This window comes from Sorangium sp. So ce145 (genome assembly GCF_051525985.1).
In the GTDB taxonomy this organism is placed as follows: domain Bacteria; phylum Myxococcota_A; class Polyangia; order Polyangiales; family Polyangiaceae; genus Sorangium; species Sorangium cellulosum_B.
Window position 1 is genome coordinate 11,989,578 of record NZ_CP150315.1, and the last position, 19,304, is coordinate 12,008,881.

At 71.8% G+C, this 19,304-nt stretch carries 15 protein-coding genes and 1 tRNA gene; 12 read left to right on the plus strand and 4 right to left on the minus strand.

Annotated elements, in window-relative coordinates; translation table 11 throughout:
- The 7 genes from WMF34_RS44535 to WMF34_RS44565 all read left to right on the plus strand — a co-directional run bounded on the left by WMF34_RS44535 (window position 1) and on the right by WMF34_RS44565 (window position 9,316).
- Window positions 1-1,233, plus strand: coding sequence for an ATP-binding protein (locus WMF34_RS44535; RefSeq protein WP_437991623.1), 1,233 nt, complete (start codon window positions 1-3; stop codon window positions 1,231-1,233).
- A 224-nt stretch (window positions 1,234-1,457) separates the two neighbouring features.
- Window positions 1,458-1,539 (plus strand) — tRNA-Leu (locus WMF34_RS44540).
- A gap of 739 nt (window positions 1,540-2,278) precedes the next feature.
- Entirely contained in the window at window positions 2,279-2,668 is a 390-nt protein-coding gene (locus WMF34_RS44545; RefSeq protein ID WP_012241318.1) for a hypothetical protein, read from the plus strand.
- 163 nt (window positions 2,669-2,831) lie between these two features.
- Complete coding sequence (locus WMF34_RS44550) at window positions 2,832-4,088, plus strand: TolC family protein (protein WP_012241319.1); 1,257 nt, start codon at window positions 2,832-2,834, stop codon at window positions 4,086-4,088.
- Window positions 4,085-5,485, plus strand: coding sequence for an efflux RND transporter periplasmic adaptor subunit (locus WMF34_RS44555; protein ID WP_437991624.1), 1,401 nt, complete (start codon window positions 4,085-4,087; stop codon window positions 5,483-5,485). Before WMF34_RS44550 ends, WMF34_RS44555 begins: the two co-directional genes overlap by 4 nt.
- 16 nt (window positions 5,486-5,501) lie before the next feature.
- The gene (locus WMF34_RS44560; protein ID WP_012241321.1) at window positions 5,502-8,696 is read left to right on the plus strand and encodes an efflux RND transporter permease subunit; all 3,195 of its coding nucleotides are present in this window, start codon (window positions 5,502-5,504) and stop codon (window positions 8,694-8,696) included.
- Entirely contained in the window at window positions 8,693-9,316 is a 624-nt protein-coding gene (locus tag WMF34_RS44565; protein WP_437991625.1) for a methyltransferase, read from the plus strand. The genes WMF34_RS44560 and WMF34_RS44565 overlap by 4 nt, the downstream gene beginning before the upstream one ends.
- Window positions 9,317-9,432: 116 nt before the next feature.
- On the opposite strand, the gene WMF34_RS44570 is transcribed toward WMF34_RS44565, so the two are convergent.
- The 3 genes from WMF34_RS44570 to WMF34_RS44580 form a co-directional block, all read right to left on the minus strand.
- Window positions 9,433-11,070, minus strand: coding sequence for an ATP-binding protein (locus WMF34_RS44570; protein WP_437991626.1), 1,638 nt, complete (start codon window positions 11,068-11,070; stop codon window positions 9,433-9,435).
- The gene (locus WMF34_RS44575) at window positions 11,067-11,483 is read right to left on the minus strand and encodes a response regulator (RefSeq protein WP_012241324.1); all 417 of its coding nucleotides are present in this window, start codon (window positions 11,481-11,483) and stop codon (window positions 11,067-11,069) included. The genes WMF34_RS44570 and WMF34_RS44575 overlap by 4 nt, the downstream gene beginning before the upstream one ends.
- Window positions 11,484-11,557: 74 nt before the next feature.
- Window positions 11,558-14,401, minus strand: a complete 2,844-nt coding sequence (locus WMF34_RS44580; protein WP_012241325.1) for a hybrid sensor histidine kinase/response regulator — start codon at window positions 14,399-14,401, stop codon at window positions 11,558-11,560.
- Window positions 14,402-15,029: 628 nt separating this feature from the next.
- On the opposite strand from WMF34_RS44580, the gene WMF34_RS44585 reads away from it, so the two are divergent.
- The 4 genes from WMF34_RS44585 (at window position 15,030) to WMF34_RS44600 (ending at window position 16,545) form a co-directional block, all read left to right on the plus strand.
- Window positions 15,030-15,194: a DUF1328 domain-containing protein gene (locus WMF34_RS44585; protein WP_012241326.1), complete on the plus strand. Its 165-nt coding sequence runs from the start codon at window positions 15,030-15,032 to the stop codon at window positions 15,192-15,194.
- 228 nt (window positions 15,195-15,422) lie between these two features.
- Entirely contained in the window at window positions 15,423-15,980 is a 558-nt protein-coding gene (locus WMF34_RS44590) for a hypothetical protein (RefSeq protein WP_012241327.1), read from the plus strand.
- Between the two features lie 43 nt (window positions 15,981-16,023).
- Window positions 16,024-16,245, plus strand: coding sequence for a hypothetical protein (locus tag WMF34_RS44595; RefSeq protein ID WP_012241328.1), 222 nt, complete (start codon window positions 16,024-16,026; stop codon window positions 16,243-16,245).
- A gap of 15 nt (window positions 16,246-16,260) precedes the next feature.
- Window positions 16,261-16,545 (plus strand): hypothetical protein, encoded by a 285-nt coding sequence (locus WMF34_RS44600; protein ID WP_012241329.1) that lies wholly within the window; start codon window positions 16,261-16,263, stop codon window positions 16,543-16,545.
- Between the two features lie 34 nt (window positions 16,546-16,579).
- On the opposite strand, the gene WMF34_RS44605 is transcribed toward WMF34_RS44600, so the two are convergent.
- Window positions 16,580-17,059 carry a hemerythrin domain-containing protein gene (locus WMF34_RS44605; protein ID WP_437991627.1) on the minus strand — a complete coding sequence of 160 codons (480 nt, stop codon included), beginning with the start codon at window positions 17,057-17,059 and terminating at the stop codon, window positions 16,580-16,582.
- 811 nt (window positions 17,060-17,870) lie between these two features.
- Between WMF34_RS44605 and WMF34_RS44610 the strand changes: the two genes are divergently transcribed.
- A complete protein-coding gene (locus tag WMF34_RS44610; protein WP_012241331.1) occupies window positions 17,871-19,298 on the plus strand; it encodes a sigma-54-dependent transcriptional regulator in 1,428 nt (475 codons plus the stop codon).
- The last annotated feature ends 6 nt before the right edge of the window (window positions 19,299-19,304 follow it).

Consider the following 19,304-nt stretch of genomic DNA (forward strand, 5'->3'; position numbering starts at 1 on the left):
GTGGCGCAGCCGACGCGCGGTGGGACATCGGAGCCTTCAACCGAGGATGGCCTGACCCTCGCGCCTCCTCTGCGCGGCGACCTCGGCCAGCGCGCCGACGAGGAGCGCGCGATCGGGACCTCGCTTCCGTCTGCGCAGGAGCTCGCGATCGCGCTGCACGAGGTCTCCAACGCGCTCACGGTCATCGTGGGGTGCATCGAGCGCGCGCAGGGCGAGCAAGGCCCCGAGCTGGGCCGCGCGCTCGGCGTCGCCGCGTCCCGCGCGCGCGACGCTCGCCGCCTGATCCGGCGGGCCATCGGCGCCGAGGGGCGTCCGGCCGGCGACGGCGAGGTCGCGTCGAGGCCGCTGGGGGAGCCGGCGCGCCTGATCGCCGACGTCATCGACGACGCCGTCATGGGGCTCGAGCCCGAGGCGCGCCGCTCGGCGATCGCGCTCCGCGCGGTGATCGAGCCCGCGGTCGCGCGCACCGGCGTGAGCAACGGCGCTGCGGTCGTGCAGATCTTGACGAACCTCCTGCTCAACGCCGTGGCGCTGTCGCCCCGCGGCTCGTCCGTCCGTGTCGATGCCAGGCTGGAGGACGCCGTGGTCGTCATCGGCGTCGCGGACCAGGGGCCCGGGGTCCCGCCGTCGCGCCGAGCGACGCTGCTGAGCTCCGGCGTCTCGACGCGGCCTGGCGGAGCGGGCATCGGCCTCCGCCACTCCGCGGCGCTGGCGAGCGCTGCCGGCGGCGCGCTCGCGCTCGTGCCTTCGGAGGAAGGCGCTCGCTTCGAGCTGCGCTGGCCCGTCGAGGACACGCCGCCGGCCGACGCCCCGCCCGGCGAAGCAGGAGCCGAGGAAAAGCCGCCTGTGCCGCGGAACATGACGTCGCCGCCGCAGCACGGGACGATCCTCGATGGCGTCAGGATCCTGGTGGTCGAGGACGACGACGCGGTGGTGGATCTGCTCGACACGGCGCTCACCGCCCGCGGCGCGAGCATCGTCAGCGTGCAGAGCGCGGTCGAGCTCCCGGGGGCCCTCGCCTCCGGGCCGTTCCAGGCCGCGCTGCTCGACATCTCGCCGATCCAGCAGGACGTCCTCGGCACCGTCTCCGCCGTGCGCAGGGCCAACCCGGACGTGCGGCTCGTGGTCATGTCCGGCAGCGCCGGCGCCGATCCTCTCCCCGCGAACTCCGGCGTCTCCTGGGTGCGCAAGCCGTTCGAGATCCGCGAGATCGTCGAGGCGCTCGTCCGCTGAAGAGCCCGCGGGCGAGGTGCGCGCAGCGCTCCGCGCGGTGCGGGCGTGCTCCTCTGGCGCGCGCTCCGGTCGCGCGCGCAGCCGTGGCAGCCCGGTGATCGGCCGAGGCCGCGAGGCCGCCGCGCCGGGCTGACCAGCGCGGGCGCTGCGCCGTGGGACGACGTTGTGAGGATTAGCTTGACTTCCCCGGCCAGCTGGGTAGGTTCCGTCCCGCAACCGCACTCGCGAAGGTGGCGGAATTGGCAGACGCACTAGCTTGAGGTGCTAGCGGGTAACACCGTGGGGGTTCAAGTCCCCCCCTTCGCACTCCCTGTCTCTCTCTCGACGCCTCGTTCTCCACTCCTTGTGCACACCTGGCTGAGCGCATTCCCTCGGCTCCTGTGCGGTACCGGTGACGCTGCCCTTGTGTCTTGACGGGGCCGCCCGGCTTCGGAGCGCGCGTCTGAGTCTCGACGGCTTGCCGTGGCACCGCTGAGCGCTCGTCTGCGCCCAGCTGGACGCACGGCGATGCTCGCGGGCAGCACATGCCGCGTGGGAGTGGCGCTCCGGGGGCGTGCGACAGACCGCCTGTTCGGGGCGGATGTCACACGAGCTCGCGCCGGGGATGCACAGGAGATGCGCGCCTGGGAGCCCTCAGGGCTCTTCCGAGGGGTTGGCCGACGTGCTGTTTCGGCGGCTGCCTCCGAGGCTCCTCGCTGGCTCTCCGGTCCAGGTGATCCCCGCAGACTCGCGCGATACGGACGATGGTTCATGTCCCTAGCGCACTGGCGTTGACGCCAATCGAGCCATCGGTCGTGCGCGAGGTGTCCGCGGCGGGGACGCTTTGAACGCGGACCCATGCTGTTCGTGGAGGGTCCACTCCGCATGTTCCAGCGTGGAGTCCGGGGTGCCACGATGACCGTGTCGTGCGCATTCCTGCTCAATCCTCCGTCCGGGCGCGCGTCGGCGGCGTGCACAGGCTTGCGTCGGTCGCCGAGCGGCGTGGTCGGGCTCGGCCGAACGCCTTCCTTGACGCCCGTCTCGTCCTCCCCCACGCTCGCATCGGATGTCCCGCCTCCGGCGACCCCATCGTGACCGCAGCGCGATCCTTCGCTGGATCCGCGCCGCGCTCCCGGTGCTGCTCGTCGTCGGTCTCATGGCGCAGGGCCACACCCTCCAGGCGCTCGGCATGACGATCGCTTGCGAGCACCCGATGCTCGAGGCGTCGTCGGCCCATCACGAGGAGGACGCGGCGCCGGACAGCTCCCACGAGGACTGTCCGCCCAGCTGCAGCGACTGCGCTTGTGGCCGTATCCCCATGACGCTGTCCGTCGGCGCCGCGCTGCCCTACATCCTCCTGGAGGCGTACGAGATCGCCGCGTCGACGCTGCCGGAAATGCCAGGGCGCAGCCTCCCTCACCGCCTCGAACGGCCACCCCGACACCCGCGCGCCTGAGGCGCCCTCGTCAGGTGTCGCACCCGCGAGCACGGCAGCAGCGCACAGGCGTTTGAGCGCCCCTGCGCCGCGCCGCCGTGAGCTCGGCCCTCTCACGCGATCCTGACCGGGCACAACCGCGGTTCTTCGCGCGAGCGCTCCACGCGCTCGAGGGCTGTCGTCCATGTTCCATCCCCCCGTGCGTCGTCTGTTCGTCGCTTCCTCGCTCGCCCTTCACCTCCTGTCGATCGCGCCCCCGGCGGCCCTCGCCGCAGAGCCGCCCCTCACCCGCGCCCGCGTCGCCGACCTCGCCCGCGCAGCCCCGAGCGCGCGCGTGGCCACGGCGGAGGTCGGCGTCGCCCGCGCCGCGACCTCGGCCGCAGGCGCGCTCTCCCTCGAGAACCCCGTGCTGACCGGCATGGGCGGCGTTCGGCTCAACCCCGACGGGAGCAAGCCGGCGGCCGCTTCGGCGTCCCTCGCGTGGCCGATCGAGCTCGGCGGCCAGCGAGGCGAGCGCATCGCAGCCGCGAAGGCCGAGCAGCGCGCCGCCGAGATCGGCGCCGAGGACGGCCGGCGCCGCGTCCTGCTCGCCGCCCTGCTCCAGCACGCCCTCGTGCTCCGGGGCGAGCGGCAGGTGCAGCTCGCCCGCGCCCGCGTCGCGCTCGCAGAGCGGCTCCACGCCGCCGCGGAGCGCCAGCGCAAGGCAGGCGAGGTGCCGGAGGTCGATGTCGCCCTGGCGTCGCTCCAGAGAGGGCGCGACCAGGCGGCCGCGAAGGCGGCGGAAGGCACGCGCGACGCCGACGAGGCGGCGCTCCTCGGCCTGCTCGGCCTCCCCTTGCGAGCGGCGCAGCAGCTGCCCCCGGTGGAGGGGCCCCTCGTGCCGCCTGACGATCCGCCGCCGCTGGCGTCGATCCTCGGCGACCTGGGGCGGCGCCCCGATGTCGGGGCCGCCGAGGCTTCGGTCGACGCCGCGCGGGCCAGGGCGGAGCGCGAGCGGGCGGCCGGGTGGCCCACCGTCAACGTCGTCGCCCAGGTCGAGCGCGACGACGGCGCGAACATCGGCATGCTCGGCCTCGCGATCCCGCTGCCGATCCTCAACGCCAACCGCGCCGGCGCCGCGACCGCCGCCGCGGAGATCGAGGTCGCCCAGGCCCGCGCCGAGGCCGCGCGGACCGGCGCCGCGGGCCACATCACCCAGCTCTACGCGCGTTACAAGGCGACGAAGGAGGCCCTCCAGGCGCTGACACCGACGGCCACCCTGATGGAACAGGCGGCCGCGATCTCGGCGCGAGGGTACGAGCTCGGCGAGAAGGATCTCGCGAGCGTCCTCCTGGTGCGGCGTGAGGTCATCGACGCCGAGGCGGCGCTGCTGGAGGCCGAGCACGCCCACGCGGCGGCCAAGATCGAGCTCCTCGTCGCCGCGGGGAGGGCACCCCGATGAGCGCTCCTCCGTGGAAGATAGAGCTCTCCCCGAAGGTGATCGCCGCGATCGCGGCCGCCGTCCTGGCGCTCGTCGTCGCGGCCGTCGCCATCACGGTGCGCGTCGAGCATCGACGCCACGGGCACGACCGCGAGGCCGGCCATGAGGAGCACGACGGGCATCAGCACGGCGAGAAGGAGGGAGCGCACGGCGATGGCCACGAGCACGACCGCGGCGATGGCCACGACCACGGCGACGATCACGACCACGACCACGCGGAGAAGCGCGCGCCGGACGAGCCCGGGGAAGCGCACGCCCACGGCGACAGGCTCAAGCTGTCGCCGGCGATGATCCAGAACGCCGGGCTGGAGATGCTCACCGCCGGACCGGGCAACGTCGCGGTGACGGTCACCCTCCCCGGCGAGGTCGCGCTCAACGCGGAGGCCATCGCGCACGTCACGCCCCGCGTGCCGGGGACGGCGCGGGAGGTGAAGAAGCAGCTGGGCGACACGGTCACGCGAGGAGAGGTGCTCGCCGTGCTCGACAGCCGCGAGCTCGCCGAGCTCCAGCGCGAGCTCCTGGCGGCCAAGGAGCGCCTCTCCCTCGCCGAGGCGAGCTTCACGCGCCACGAGGCGCTCTGGAAGGAGCGCATCTCGGCCGAGAAGGAGTACCTCGCGGCCAGGCAGGCGGTCGCCGAGGCGCGGATCGAGCACCGCAGCGCCGCCCAGAAGCTCAGCGCCGCCGCGGGCTCGGGCGCGGGCAAGGGCAGCGGCTACGCGCTGGTCGCCCCCATCGACGGCACCATCATCGAGAAGCACATCGCCATCGGCGAGGTGCTCAAGGAAGACACCCAGGTCTTCGTGATCGCCGACCTGTCGACCATCTGGGTCAACGTCACCGTCTACGCCAAGGACCTCAGCCGCGCGCGGATCGGCCAGACGGCCTGGGTCAAGGCCGAGGGGATCGAGCAGAGCGCGCAGGGCACGCTGGCGTACCTGGGGCAGGTCGTCGACGAGCAGAGCCGCTCCGCCGTGGCCCGCGTCGTCCTCCAGAGCCCGGGCGCTGCGTGGCGCCCCGGGCTCTTCGCGACCGCCGACATCGCCGTCGAGGAGGCGGCCGCGCCCGTGGTCGTCTCCGAGGAGGCCATCCAGCGGGTCGAGGGCAAGGACGTCGTCTTCGTCGAGGAGGGCGACGCCTTCGAGGCCCGCCCGGTGAAGATCGGGCGCCGTGGCACGAGCGGCGTGGCGCTCGGGGCAGGCGCGGGCGGGCCACCCGGCGCTCCCGCCGCCGAACCGCGGCGCGGCGCGCCGGTCGTCGAGATCGAGGCAGGCGTGGCCGCCGGCGAGCGCTACGTCGGCAAGAACAGCTTCATCCTCAAGGCGGAGCTCGGCAAATCCGAGGCCGGACACCAGCACTGAGGAGCGCGAGGACCCCATGCTCACCTTGCTCTCGCGGCTCCTGTCCGTCTCGATCCGCCATCGCTTCCTCGTCGTCGCCATCACCCTCGCGGTCGGCGCGCTCGGGGCCTACAACTTCACCCGCCTGCCGATCGACGCGGTCCCGGACATCACCAACGTCCAGGTGCAGATCAACACATCGGTCAAGGCGCTCTCCCCCGTGGAGGTCGAGCGCCAGATCACCTTCCCCATCGAGTGGGCCATGGGCGGGATCCCGGGCGTCCAGCAGGTGCGCTCGCTGTCCCGTTACGGGCTCTCCCAGGTGACGGTGATCTTCGAGGACGGCACCGACATCTACTGGGCGAGGCAGCTCGTGGCCGAGCGCCTGGGCGCCGCGAAGGAGAGCCTGCCGCCAGGGCTCGGCGAGCCGCAGCTGGGCCCCATCGCGACCGGCCTCGGCGAGATCTACATGTGGACCCTCGAGGCCGCGCCGGACGCCAGGCGGCCCGACGGCAAGCCGTACGACCTGACCGATCTACGCACGATCCAGGACTGGATCGTGCGGCCCCAGGTCCGGACCGTGCCGGGGGTGACGGAGGTCAACTCGATCGGCGGCCACGAGCGGCTGTACCAGGTCTCGCCCGATCCGGCGAAGCTCGTCGGCTACGGGCTCTCGTTCCGCGACGTGCTCGAGGCCCTCGCGGGCAACAACGCCAACGCGGGCGGGGGGTACATCGAGCACAAGGGCGAGCAGTACCTCGTCCGCGCCACGGGCCTCGTGCAGAGCGAGGACGACATCCGGGGCATCGTCGTCGGCAACCACCGCGAGGCGCCGATCCGGATCGAGGACGTCGCCGAGGTCAGCGTCGGCCAGGAGCTCCGCACGGGGGCGGCCACCGAGGACGGAGAAGAAGCGGTCATCGGCACGGCCATCATGCTCGTCGGGGAGAACGGCCGCGCCGTCTCCAGGCGGGTGGACGACCAGATCAAGGCGGTCAACAAGTCGCTGCCCGCGGGCGTGACGGTCAAGACCGTCTACGACCGCACCTACCTCGTCGACGCCACCCTGAGCACCGTCAGGAACAGCCTTCTCGAAGGGGCGGCGCTCGTCGTCGTGGTGCTCTTCCTCCTGCTCGGCAACCTCCGGGCCGCGCTCATCGCCGCGCTCGCGATCCCGTTCTCGATGCTGATCGCCGTCACCGGCATGGTCGAGGGCAAGATCAGCGGCAACCTGATGAGCCTCGGCGCCATCGACTTCGGGCTCATCGTCGACGGCTCGGTGATCATCGTCGAGAACTGCGTGCGGCGCTTCGCCGAGGAGCAGCGCCGGCTCGGGCGGGTGCTCACCCGCGAAGAGCGGCTCGGCCTCGCCTACGAGGCGTCCCAGGAGGTCCGCCAGGCGACGATCTTCGGTGAGCTCATCATCGCGATCGTCTACCTGCCCATCCTCACGCTGACCGGCATCGAGGGGAAGATGTTCCGGCCGATGGCGCAGACCGTCGTCCTGGCGCTCGCGGGGGCGACGATCCTGTCGATGACGTTCATCCCGGCGCTCGTGGCGCTGCTCCTCAGGGGCAACGTGTCGGAGAAGGAGAACCTCCTCTTTCGCCACGCGAAGAACGCCTACGGGAGGGCGCTCGCCTGGGCGCTGTCCCACAGGCCGATCGTGGTCGCGATCGCGGGCGTCGCCCTCGCCGCCTCCGGCCTGGTCGCCGCGGGGCTCGGCAGCGAGTTCGCCCCCAAGCTGAGCGAGGGGGCGCTCGCGCTCCAGCCGGCGCGCATCCCGTCGATCAGCCTCACGACGAGCGTGGCCATGCAGGCGCAGCTCGAGCGCCTCCTCAGGGAGCGGTTCCCGGACGAGATCGAGCACGTCTTCGCCAGGACCGGGACGGCCGAGGTCGCGACCGATCCGATGGGCCCGAACGTCTCCGACACCTACCTGATGCTGCGGCCGCGGAGCGCGTGGAAGAAGGCGAAGACGCAGGAGGAGCTCGCCGAGGCGATCGAGGCGGTGATCCACGAGCTGCCGGGGCAGAACTACGAGTTCAGCCAGCCCATCGAGCTCCGGTTCAATGAGCTCATCAGCGGCGTGCGGAGCGACGTCGCGGTCAAGGTCTTCGGCGACGACCTCGACGTGATGCTCAAGGAGGCCAGCAGGATCGGCGCGCTCCTCAAGGCGACGCCGGGCGCCGCCGACGTCAAGGTGGAGCAGGTCACGGGCCTGCCGGTGCTGACCATCGACGTGGATCGGCGCATGGTGGCCCGCTACGGGCTCAACGTCGCCGACGTGCAGGAGGTCGTCGAGGCCGCGATCGGGGGCGTGAGCGCCGGCGAGGTCTTCGAGGGGGACAAGCGCTTCGATCTGGTGCTCCGGCTGCCCGACTCCATCCGCCGCGACATCGGGGCGCTCGAGCGGCTCCCGATCCCGCTCCGGAGCAAGGGGGGCCACGCGACCGGGCCGAGCGGCCCCACCATCGCCGCGGCGGCCGGCGCGCCCGAGCGGGCGGCGTTCGTGCCGCTCGGCGCGGTGGCGAAGATCGGCGTGGAAGAGGGCCCGAACCAAGTCAGCCGGGAGAGCGGCAAGCGCCGCGTCGTCGTCCAGTGCAACGTGCGCGGGCGCGACCTCGGCGGCTTCGTCGCCGACGCCGAGGCGCGGATCGACGCCGAGATCAAGCTCCCGCCGGGCTACTGGATGTCCTGGGGCGGCCAGTTCGAGAACATGCTCGCCGCCCAGCGGCGCCTCGCCGTGGTCGTCCCTGTGGCGCTCGGGCTGATCTTCGGGCTGCTCTTCCTCTCCGTCGGGACGCTCAGGAACGCCGCGCTGATCTTCACCGGCGTCCCGCTCGCGCTCACCGGCGGCGTCCTCGCGCTCTGGGGCCGCGGGCTCCCGCTCTCGATCTCGGCGGCCGTGGGCTTCATCGCGCTCTCGGGCGTCGCCGTGCTGAACGGGCTCGTGATGGTGACGTTCATCGAGAACCTGCGGCAGCGCGGCGAGGCGCTCGACGACGCCGTGCTCCACGGCTCGATCGCGCGGCTCCGCCCCGTGCTCATGACGGCGCTCGTCGCGGCGCTCGGCTTCGTCCCGATGGCGCTCGCCACCGGCACCGGCTCCGAGGTGCAGCGCCCGCTCGCGACCGTCGTCATCGGCGGGATCCTCTCGTCCACCACGCTCACGCTCGTCGTCCTGCCGGTCCTCTACCGGCTGACCCATCGACAGGAGAGCTCGACATGAACCGACCCTGGCTCGCCCTCGTTCTCTACGGGATCTACCTTGCGCTCGCGTTCGGGTGGCGCTCGCTCAGGCAGCTCCGCGCGACGGGATCGGCGGGCTTCCGCGGCATCTCGGGGCCACCCGGGTCGCTGCCGTGGCTCGGCGGCGTGCTCTTCGTGATCGCGCTCGTCCTGGGAGCGCTGGCCCCCGTCGCGGAGCTCGCGGCCTGGATCGGGCCCCTCGCCGATCCAGGCCCGCCCCTCGTCGGCCTCGGCGCGGCCATGACGATCTCGGGGACGCTCGGCACGCTCTGGTCCCAGGGCGCGATGGGCGCGTCCTGGCGCATCGGCGTCCGCGAGGCGGAGCGCACGGGCCTCGTCACCGGAGGCCCGTTCGCGGTGGTGCGGAACCCTGTCTTCAGCTTCATGATGCTGGCCGCGCTCGGGCTGCTGCTGATCCTCCCGAACGCGGCCGCGCTCGCCTCGCTCGTCGCGCTGGTCATCGCGATCGAGCTGCAGGTCCGCCTGGTCGAGGAGCCGTACCTCCTGCGCACCCACGGCGGCGCGTACGCGGCCTACTGCGCGAAGGTCGGCCGCTTCGTGCCCGGGATCGGCCGAGGGAGCTCACCGCCCGTTGACTGAAGGAGGGGCTTTTGAACCGCCAAGACGCCACAAGAGGCCAGGTTTACTGAGTTTTTTCTTCTTCGTGGCGTCTCATGGCGCCTTGGCGGTCCCCTCATTCCGGCAGGGTGGGGGAATCAGCTCGCCAGGGGCAGCGAGAAGTGGATCGTCGTCCCCTGGCCCGGGGCGCTCTCGACCGCCATGGTCCCGTGGTGCGCCTCGACGATGCCGCGGGCGATGTAGAGGCCCAGCCCCGCCCCGGTGCGCGACTCCTGCGCGGCCTTCCAGTAGCGATCGAAGAGGTGCGGCTGGTGCTCGGGCGGGATGCCCGGGCCCGTATCGGCCACCGAGAAGCGCGCGCCGTCGGCGACCCGGCAGAGCGACACGCTCACGACGCCGCCCCTCGGCGTGAACTTCAGCGCGTTGCCGAGCAGGTTCGAGAAGACCTGGAGCACGCGATCCCGGTCGGCGAGGACCTCCAGGCCCGCGTCGAGCGGCCCCTGCGTCACCCGGCAGCCCTTCGCCTCCGCGAGCGACGTGGCGGCGTCGAGGGCCTCGCGGACGAGCGTCCCGCCCCGCTCCACCCTCGGCGACACGACGAGCCGCCCCGCCTCGATGCGCGACGCGTCGAGCAGATCCTCGATGAGCCGCGTCATGCTCTGGATGCCGCGGTCCATGCGGTCGACGAGCTGGACGGCGTCGTCGTCGTCGCCGTCCTTCCGCTGGAGCAGATCGCTCCGCAGCAGCGACGCCGTGATCGCGATCGTGTTGAGCGGGTTCCGGAGATCGTGCGACACGATCGCCAGGAGGTCGTCCCGGGCGCGCGTCGCGGCCTGCGCCTCGTTGTAGAGCCGCGCGTTCTCCAGGGCGACGGACGCCGACTGCGCGAGCTGGGTGAGCAGCACCTCGTCGCTCTCCACGAAGGGCCCGTCGCGCCGGTCGAGCAGCTGGATGCTCCCGATGCACTGGCCGTCCCGGCCGCGCAGCGGCGCCGCGAGGAGCGAGCGCGGGTGGAGCTCCGCCGGCGCGCGCGAGAGCACGTCGGCGCACGTCGGATCGCTCGCGATCTCGTCGCCCGTCAGCCGGACGCTGGTGCTCCTCCGCTCGATCAGGCCGAGCGCGACCTCGCGGACGCCGTCGCGGTCCTCCCGCGCGGCGTACTCCTCGGACAGCGAGATGCCCGTCAAGGGCCGCTGATCCACGCCCCGCGCCGAGAGCCGCGAGGCCGCGACGCCCGCGTCGAGCAGCGCGCGCGCCTCGTCGGTGGTGCGCTGGATCAGCTCGTTCAGCGAGAGCGACCGGTGGATGCGCAGCGTCGCCTCGGTGAGCTGCGCGAGCTGGTTCGCATGGCGGGCGAGCGCCCTGCGCGCCTCCTCCTCGCGGCGCTCCGCCTCGCTCAGCCGCAGGACATGGCGCAGGCTCTGCACCAGCCGCTCGGGCGTCAGCAGGTTCTTCGGCACGTAGTCCGCCGCGCCCCGCTTCATCAGATCGACCGCGAGCGACTCGTCGCCCTGCCCGGTCAGCATGATGAACGGCGCCGTGAGCTTCGCCTTGCGCGCCGCCTCGATCACCGCGAGCCCGTCGCCCCCGGGGAGGTAATAGTCGAGCAGCACGCAGTCGACCTGCTGCTCGTACAGCACCGCGAGCGCCGAATCGACGGAATCGGCCTCCCTGATCTCGGCGTCGACGCGGCCGCTCCGCAGCGCGCGCAAGATCGCGATCCGATCGACCGTGTCGTCGTCGACGACGAGGAGGCGAACCGACCTCGGGCTCAAGGCATCTCCACGAGCGTCCAGTACCGGTTCAGCGCCGTCATGAGCTCGACGAAGCTCATGAACGTCACCGGCTTCAGCAGGTAGCCCGCGACGTTCAGATCGTACGCGTCCACCTTGTCCCGATCGTCGTTCGAGGTCGTCAGCACGACGACGGGCGTCGCCCGGAGCGAGACGTCGGCCCGGAGCTCGCGGAGGAACTCGATGCCGTTCATCCTGGGCATGTTCAGGTCGAGCAGGACGAGGCGCCGATCCCTGGGCACCTGGTTGCCGCGCAGCAGATCGAGCCCCTCCACGCCGTCGCCCGCCACCCAGAGCGGGTTCGTGATCTTGCCCCTCTCGAACGCCCTCCGGACGTTCATCACGTCGACGGTGTCGTCCTCGACCAGGATAATATTCAGGATTTTACCGTCCATCCTCGTCCTCATGGAGGGGCAAAGCGGAGCTCGTTGATAGCATCAACCGCAGCCCGCGCGCAGGGGCTACGGCGCTACGGCCAGCTACCACGCTTGCCCGCGCGGCCGACGAGGTGCGCGACCGCGGTCACCAGGCTGTTCGGCTCGATGGGCTTGGCCAGGTGCATCTGGAAGCCGGCGGCGATCGCCTGGCGGCGGTCCTCCATGCGCGTGTACGCGGTGAGCGCGAGCGCCGGTATGCCGCTCGCGGGGACGTCGGCCCCCAGGGCGCGCAGCCGCCGCATCATCGCGTAACCGTCCTCGCCCGGCATGCCGATGTCGCTCACGAGCACGTCGAACTCGCCCATGCGGAGCGCCTCGAGCGCCGCGCCTGCTGAGGCCGCCTCGCTCACCGTCGCGCCGGCGCGCACGAAGATGATGCCGAGCAGCTCGCGGGCGTCGGTCTCGTCGTCGACGACGAGGACCCGGATGCCCTCGAGCACGCGCGCGGCGCCCCCCGGCGCCTCGCCGCCCCGGCGCTGCGGGGACGGCGGCGCCGCGGGCGCGTCGGCGCGGATCGGCAGCCGGACCCGGAAGCGCGCGCCCTTGCCCTCTCCGTCGCTCTCGGCGTGTACGCTGCCGCCCTGCGCCTCCGCCAGGTGACGCACGATGGCGAGGCCGAGCCCGAGCCCGCCGTGGGCCCGGGTCATCCCCCCGTCCGCCTGCCGGAACCGCTCGAACAGGAACGGCAGGAAGCTCTTCGGGATGCCCTCGCCGTTGTCCTCCACCTCGACCTCGAGCGTCGCCTCGACGCGCCGGGCGAGGGCCCGCACCTGGCCCCCGGACGGCGTGAACTTCACCGCGTTCGCGAGCAGGTTCCAGACGACCTGCTGGAGCCTCTCCGCGTCGCCGAGGAAGATGCCCACGTCGTCGGCGACGGAGGTGTCGACCGCGACGCCCTTCGCCAGCGCCGCCGGGCGCACCAGGTCGAGCGCCGTGGCGAGCACCTGCCGCACGTCGACCGGATCGGTCCGGAGCTGCAGCTTCCCCGCGAGGATCGTCGAGGCGTCGAGGACGTCCTCGATGAGCTGCGACTGCGCCTTCGCGTTGCGCTCGATCGTGGCGAGCCCCCGCTCGAGCGACTCGGCGTCCACCTCGCCCGTCCGGAGGATCCGCGCCCAGCCCAGGATCGACTGGAGCGGCGTCCTGAGCTCGTGCGACACCGTCGCGAGGAACTCGTCCTTGAGCCGGTTCAGCTGCTCGGCGTGCTGGCGCGCGCGCTGCTCCTGATCGAGGAGCTGGGCGCGCTCGGCGTCGGCGCGCTTCTGCTCCGTGATGTCGTGGAACGAGAGGCCGACGCCGTCGCCCAGCGCCACCGCGATGGCGCGGAACGTCCGCGGGGCGCCCTCGTGCGCGCAGGAGAGCTCGATCCGGGCGGGCTCCCCTGTCTCCACGACGCGCGCGTACGCGTCGAACGCGCTCGCGAGCGCGCTGCCCGGGACCTCGACGAGGAGCCGCTTGCCCTCCAGATCCTTGCCCCGGCCCCCGACGATCGGCCCCGTGGCCGGGTTCACGTAGACCCACTCGAAGTCGGAGATCGCCCCGGACGCGTCGCGCACGCTGCGCAGCATCATGAACCCGTCGGGCGACGCCTCCTGCACGGTGCGGAACCTCGCCTCGCTCGCCCGCAGCGCCTGCTCGATCGACTTCCGCTCCGTGATGTCCGTCGCCGTGCAGGTGATGCCGATGATCTCGCCCGTGTCATCGGCCAGCGGCTCGATCGAGACGTCGATGTGCTGGGTGCGCCCGCCGGCGCGCACCGCGATCTCGCGCCGCTGGCCGACGCCGCTGGCGAGCACGTCGCGCTTCGTCCGATCGAGCGACCTCGCGGCCTCCGGGTCCTCCAGCACCTCCCCGTCGGTCTTCCCGAGCACCTCGCGCTCGGACTTGCCGAACGAGTTGTGCATCCACGTGTAGCGCAGGTCCCGGTCCTGGGTGAACACCATGACCGGCGACCCCCGGAGCGCCTTGCGGAAGCGCTCCTCGTTCACGCGGAGCGCCTGCTCCGCGCGCAGGCGCTGGGCCACGCTCTGCTGGAGCTCGAGCGCGAGCCGCTCCGCCTTCCGGCGCGCGCCGATCTGCTCGGTCACGTCGAACGCCGTCACCATGACGCCCTCCACGGCGCCGCCCACGTCGTGCACCGGCTTGCACAGGACGTTGTACAGCCGCTCGACCGTCTCGCCGGTCCAGCGCGTGATCCGCACCGGGATCTCGCTCGCCACGCTCGGCTCGCCGCTCGCCAGGACGGCCTCGAGCTGCGCGTGCAGCGGCTGCCCGCGCAGCTCCGGGACCGCGTCGACGAGCGGCTTGCCGAGGAGATCGTCGCGGCCGACCATGCGGCAGAAGAGCGGGTTCGCGAGCTCGAACACGAGCGCCGCGCCCTTGAGGAAGCAGATCGGCGCGGGCGCCTGCGAGAGCAGCGAGCCGCTCCTGCCTCGCTCGATCTCGGTGCGCCTGCGCTCGGTCTCGATCGCCTCCAGCTGGAGGCGTGTGTGCTCGCTTACTGCCTGGGCGATGCCCGCGTCCACGCGCTCGGAGAGCGCCTCGATCTCCCGCAGATCCGGCGTGATCCCCGCCTCCTCCATCTCGCGGAGGATGGATTGCCGGAGGACGCCGTACTCGCGGACCATCACGCCCAGGTCGAGCCCGTGCTCCCAGCGCATCTCGCCGTGCTCGCGCGCGGCCTCCTTGCTGCCGGCCGTCGATGCGCGCTGCTCCAGGCTGGCGGCCACCTCGTCGAGGAAGCTCGGCAGCGAGTTGATGATGAGCGGCTTCGGCATGTCGCGCACCGCCGCGCTTCGCTTGCGCAGCTCGCCCACGAACCGCTCGATGATGGCCTCGCGGCGGGTCCTGATGAGCGTTGAGAGCGGGATCGTCATGATCGGATCGTTCGCGTCGGGAGCCCGACCTCGGCAGACGTCGCCGTCAGGGGGCCTGGGCAGCGAGCGGCGAGCGACGGTGGGCCATCGGCGGCGCGGGTGGCATCGGCGAGCACTGTATCTTCGGAGAGCTGACCGAGCGCCACAAGGCGCACTGTCGCCAGCGCGGCTCACCCGGCCTCGGGCGGCCGGCCGCCACCCTCCTGAGACAGCCGCGGCCGGCTCTCCGTCGGCGTCGATCGCGACACCGGCCTTGAGCTGAGCCTGACTTCCACCGCGCCAGCACAAGCCCAGGCGCGAGCAAGCGTTGTGCCGAGATCGGCCAGCCGATGAACGAGATGATGCGCGGTGCGCGACGTCACGAGTGAGGCAATTTGCCGCAGCTACGCCGCCCGCCCGTGTCGTGCGGCGGCATCTGCAACGATCCGCCGGGGCGCCCGGGCGCTCCGCGGATCCGGGGAACTCGCGACGTCGCGGCACGTCGGCTGCAACGACGTAACGCCGTAATGCGGTAACGACGTAACCGCTGCAATCGCTGCAACAACGCAGCATCGAAGCGCTGGAACACCGATCCACCCGTGATTCACCCGGTGATTCACCCGGTCATTCACCCAATGAGGAGGTTATCATGCTCAGTTGGAGTGTCGCGTTCTTCGTCGTGGCGATCATCGCCGCGATCCTCGGCTTCGGCGGCCTCGCGGCGAGCGCCGCCTCGGTGGCGAAGTTGCTCTTCGTCATCTTCCTCGTCCTGGCGGTCGTCTCCCTCGCGCTCGGCCGACGCGCCCCGACCTGACGCCAGGCGGATCGCACGTGCTCGGAGGCCACGATCGGGGCGACATGCCTCGCCAGGCCGAGCGGTATCCATGCTTCTGCATGGCACGTCTGTCGCAGTACCCGTGGATCGACCCAGCTATCGCGCCATGAGGCCCATCCCGGGCGGCGTCGATAGGGCGTCCGTGACGCGCCGGGCGCTCGCCCGGACGCGAGGTCGCGCGTCGACCCCAGACCAGAGGAGATCATCATGTTGACCGTCCGAACATTCCTGCCTATCGCCATCGTCATGAGCGCCGTCGTGGGCTGCGAGTCTCCCACGGCGGACGCGCAAACCAAGGCCGAGCGCGCGCAGCGCGAGGCGCAGCAGAAGGCGGCGGAGGTCGCCACCGAGCTCGACAAGAAGGTCGCCGAGATCGACCAGAAGGCCGAGCGGGCCACCGACGACGCGCTCCGCGAGGCCGCGGAGAAGCTCAACAACGCCGCCGCCGAGGCCCAGGAGAAGACCGCGGAGGCCGAGGCGGAGCTGGCGAAGGCGCGCGCGGACGTGCGCGCGTCCACGTCGCGCAGGATCGAGGACCTCGAGAAGGATGCCGTCGAGCTCCGCGAAAAGGCAGAGAAGAAGCTGCCCAAGGACGAGGTCGGCAGGCTGATGAAGGACGTGGAGGACAAGTCGGAGGCGGTCCGCAGGAGCCTGCGCGACCTCGACGCGGCGACCGGCGAGACCCTCGACCGGGTGAAACAAGGCGTCTACCAGCGCGTGGAGGAGCTGGATCGCGCGATCCAGGCGGTGAAACGGCGCGTTTGATGCAAGCTCGCCTGGGCCCAGCAAGGCTCGGCACGAGGAGGACATGATGGCGAATCAGAAGGCGACTCAGCAGACCCCTCCGGCGGACATCGAGGGAGAGGGCAACCGCACGGCCGATCGGCGTTACCGAGAAGGGGTGGAGAAGTCGGTGAAGGCCGGCAAGATCAAGGAGCACGCCGAGGAGGCCGCCCGCGCGCTCGACGGACCCGAGGGCGACGAGCTGCGCGAAGCCGAGGAAGCGGCGCGGCGAGGTCAACCCAGCTGAACCGGGTGAGCCTCGATGATCCGCGAGCTCCGATGCAAAGCCTGTGGCCGCCGGTACGTCTTCGTATCGACGGCGGCCACGCCCTGCCGGGCCTGCGGCTCGGCCCTCGACGAGGTGGAGCTCGAGCGCGGCGTTTACGAGCTCGTCACGAACGACGCGCGGAGCCCCGCCTCGACCGCTCCGTCGAGCCCGGCGGACCCCATGGTCCCCGAGGATCTCGGCTACGGCGAGTCCCATGGATACGGACCCGCGCACGGCGGCCCGACCGGCCCCGGCGACGCGCCCGCGACCGGCCCCTGATCCACCGCCGCCCGCCGGAGGAGGGCGCCGGCCGTCAGGCCGCCCTCGCCGTGCGGAGCGGGGCGTGGCTCGAGGCGTGGTGGCGGCGGGAGTGGGCGATGAGCGCCTCGAAGAGCTCCAGCATCTGCCGGCCGAGGCGCTCGTTCGTGTCCTCGGTCAGCTCCGCCTCGATCCTCGGCAAGAGGTCCCGCTCCTCTTCCTCGGCGTGGCGCGTGACGAGCTCCCTCAGGGTGGCCAGCCTGGCCTTGAAGCTCGGGTCCTCCGGCGCCGTGCCGACGACGCGGCGGATCTCGAACCGCGTGACCGTATGCTCCTCGCAGGCTCCGCCGATGAGGTCCGGCTCGATGGCGAGCAGCTCCGGGAAGAGGACCACCTGCTCGGCGAGCATGTGGGCGAGGAGGTGCTTGGTCAGCTCGTCCGTCGCTCCCCGGACATCGCCTGTGGTCGAGAGGGCCAGATCGAACAGCCTCTCGGCTTCGCGGTGTTGCCCCTTCAAGAGCTGTGTCGCCTTCATGCATTCTCCTCTCAAGGACCGGACGTCAGGTTGTTGTTCATCGAGGTGGCTGGGCTGCCGTTCATCGAGGTGGAAAGGAGCTCGTCGCGCTCGCTCGCTCGCGACCAGCTCACGCGGCGGCCTCGGCCGAGGGCCCGCGGCGGCGCGCCGAGCTTCAGCGGGGTGACATCGCGCCGTCGCGCAGCGCGCGCAGCGTCAGCGGCAAAGCCCGCGAGCGCGCGAGCTCCCCTCCCGCCCCCTCTTCTGCACGAGGCGCACTAAAGCAATCACCGTGCCGATTAGGTTCATTCCGGATGCGAAGAGACGCTGGACGCCGGACAGGGAATATCGATGTGGAATTTCGCCTCTCACCATGGCTTCCGGAGCCCGGGCGAACTCGGCTGTTGCCGGCAGGCGGCGCCGTCTGATCGAGAGAGGCGCCGGGCGCCCGCGCGGGACCGCGGTGATGCCTCGGTAGCGGCCCGTCGCCCCCGCGTGACCCGTCGGCGGCGCGACACGCGCCCCGACGAGGCGCGCTGCCGGCCCGCGCCGATCCGTGGAGGAACGGCGGGTCGGTGAGCCCCCTACCGGCCGTGCGCTTCCAGCGCAGCGGCGCTGGCTGGCCCCCGTCGGCGGCGGACCGCTCGGCCGCTGCGCGCGGCCGGTGCCATCCAGGATGGGGCAAGAACGCGCACCTGTGGCGAAACGTCACGTTTGGGAGCACGCCGGCGAGGAGCGGACTGGGCTTGATGGCGCGAACTCTCCGTGGCACGTTCCCTGCAAGTGCAGGCAGCGGTCGACCTTTAGAAGAGCTGCCGGGGAAGGACACGCGATGAGCGGCAGGATACTCGTCGTCGACGACGACGAAGCGACGTGTGATCTGGTCGAAGCCCTCCTCAAGAGGCAGGAGTTCTCCGTCGCGGCGCGCACCTCGGCCAAGAGCGCGCTCGAGCTGGTGAGCGAGGACGATTTCGACGTCGTGTTGACCGACGTCGGCATGAGCGAGATGAGCGGCCTGGAGCTCTGCGAGCGCATCCTCGGCGCCCGCCCCGACATGCTCGTCATCGTCATGACGGCGCTCGGGAGCATGGAGACCGCCATCTCCTCCATGCGCGCCGGGGCGTTCGACTTCGTCACGAAGCCGCTCGACGCGAACCTCCTCGGCCTGACGGTCTCGCGCGCCGTCCAGCACCGGCGCCTCCGCTCGGAGGTGAAGCGCCTGCGCGAGGCGGCCCACGACGTCCAGCAGACCAAGGGCCTCGTCGGGCGCAGCCCTGCGATGAAGCGCGTCTACGATCTGATCGGCCGCGTCGCGCGGAGCGACGCCTCGGTCCTCGTGCACGGCGAGACGGGCACCGGCAAGGAGCTCATCGCGCGGGCGATCCACGAGGCCAGCGGCCGGTCCGGCCCCTTCGTGGCGGTCAACTGCGCCGCGGTGCCCCAGGCGCTCCTCGAGAGCGAGCTCTTCGGCCACGCGCGCGGCGCCTTCACCGACGCCAAGACCCAGCGCACCGGCCTGTTCCTGGAGGCCAGCGGCGGCACCATCTTCCTCGACGAGATCGGCGAGATGCCGCTCGAGGTCCAGCCGAAGCTGCTCCGCGCGCTGCAGGAGCGCAAGGTGCGGCCGGTGGGCTCGAACGCCGAGATCCCCTTCGACGCCCGCATCGTGACGGCGACGAACCGCGACCTCGAGACCGAGGTGTACGAGAAGCGGTTCCGCGAGGACCTCTACTACCGGGTCAACGTCGTGAAGATCGACCTGCCGCCCCTGCGGGAGCGCGGCACCGACGTGCTCCACCTCGCGATGCACTTCCTCGAGAAGTTCTCGTCCCGCAGCAGCAAGGGCGTGCTCTCGCTCTCGACCGCGGCCGCGGAGAAGCTCACGGCGTACAACTGGCCGGGCAACGTGCGCGAGCTCGAGAACAGCATCGAGCGCGCGGTGGCGCTGGCTCGCTTCGAGCAGATCACGGTCGAGGATCTGCCGGAGAAGGTCCAGGCCTACCGGCCCGACCGCTTCGTCGTCGCCGTCGACGAGCCGGCGGAGATCATGACGATGGACGAGCTCGAGAAGCGCTACATCAAGCGCGTGCTCGCGCTCGTCGGCGGCAACAAATCGCGCGCCGCCCAGATGCTCGGGTTCGACCGGCGGACGCTCTACCGCAAGCTGGAGCGCTACGGGGAGCAGGACGGTTCGGGCGGGGACGAGGGTCCAGACAAGGCGGCCTCTTCGCCGGGCTCGGCGAGCTCCTCGTTGAGCTGAGGCGGG

Coding starts and splice junctions, on each gene's coding strand:
- WMF34_RS44545 (WP_012241318.1), top strand. CDS start 2,279: ATGTCCCGCCTCCGGCGACCCCATCGTGACCGCAGCGCGATCCTTCGC.
- WMF34_RS44550 (WP_012241319.1), top strand. CDS start 2,832: ATGTTCCATCCCCCCGTGCGTCGTCTGTTCGTCGCTTCCTCGCTCGCC.
- WMF34_RS44555 (WP_437991624.1), top strand. CDS start 4,085: ATGAGCGCTCCTCCGTGGAAGATAGAGCTCTCCCCGAAGGTGATCGCC.
- WMF34_RS44560 (WP_012241321.1), top strand. CDS start 5,502: ATGCTCACCTTGCTCTCGCGGCTCCTGTCCGTCTCGATCCGCCATCGC.
- WMF34_RS44565 (WP_437991625.1), top strand. CDS start 8,693: ATGAACCGACCCTGGCTCGCCCTCGTTCTCTACGGGATCTACCTTGCG.
- WMF34_RS44575 (WP_012241324.1), bottom strand. CDS start 11,483: ATGGACGGTAAAATCCTGAATATTATCCTGGTCGAGGACGACACCGTC.
- WMF34_RS44580 (WP_012241325.1), bottom strand. CDS start 14,401: ATGACGATCCCGCTCTCAACGCTCATCAGGACCCGCCGCGAGGCCATC.
- WMF34_RS44585 (WP_012241326.1), top strand. CDS start 15,030: ATGCTCAGTTGGAGTGTCGCGTTCTTCGTCGTGGCGATCATCGCCGCG.
- WMF34_RS44590 (WP_012241327.1), top strand. CDS start 15,423: ATGTTGACCGTCCGAACATTCCTGCCTATCGCCATCGTCATGAGCGCC.
- WMF34_RS44595 (WP_012241328.1), top strand. CDS start 16,024: ATGATGGCGAATCAGAAGGCGACTCAGCAGACCCCTCCGGCGGACATC.
- WMF34_RS44600 (WP_012241329.1), top strand. CDS start 16,261: ATGATCCGCGAGCTCCGATGCAAAGCCTGTGGCCGCCGGTACGTCTTC.
- WMF34_RS44605 (WP_437991627.1), bottom strand. CDS start 17,059: ATGAAGGCGACACAGCTCTTGAAGGGGCAACACCGCGAAGCCGAGAGG.
- WMF34_RS44610 (WP_012241331.1), top strand. CDS start 17,871: ATGAGCGGCAGGATACTCGTCGTCGACGACGACGAAGCGACGTGTGAT.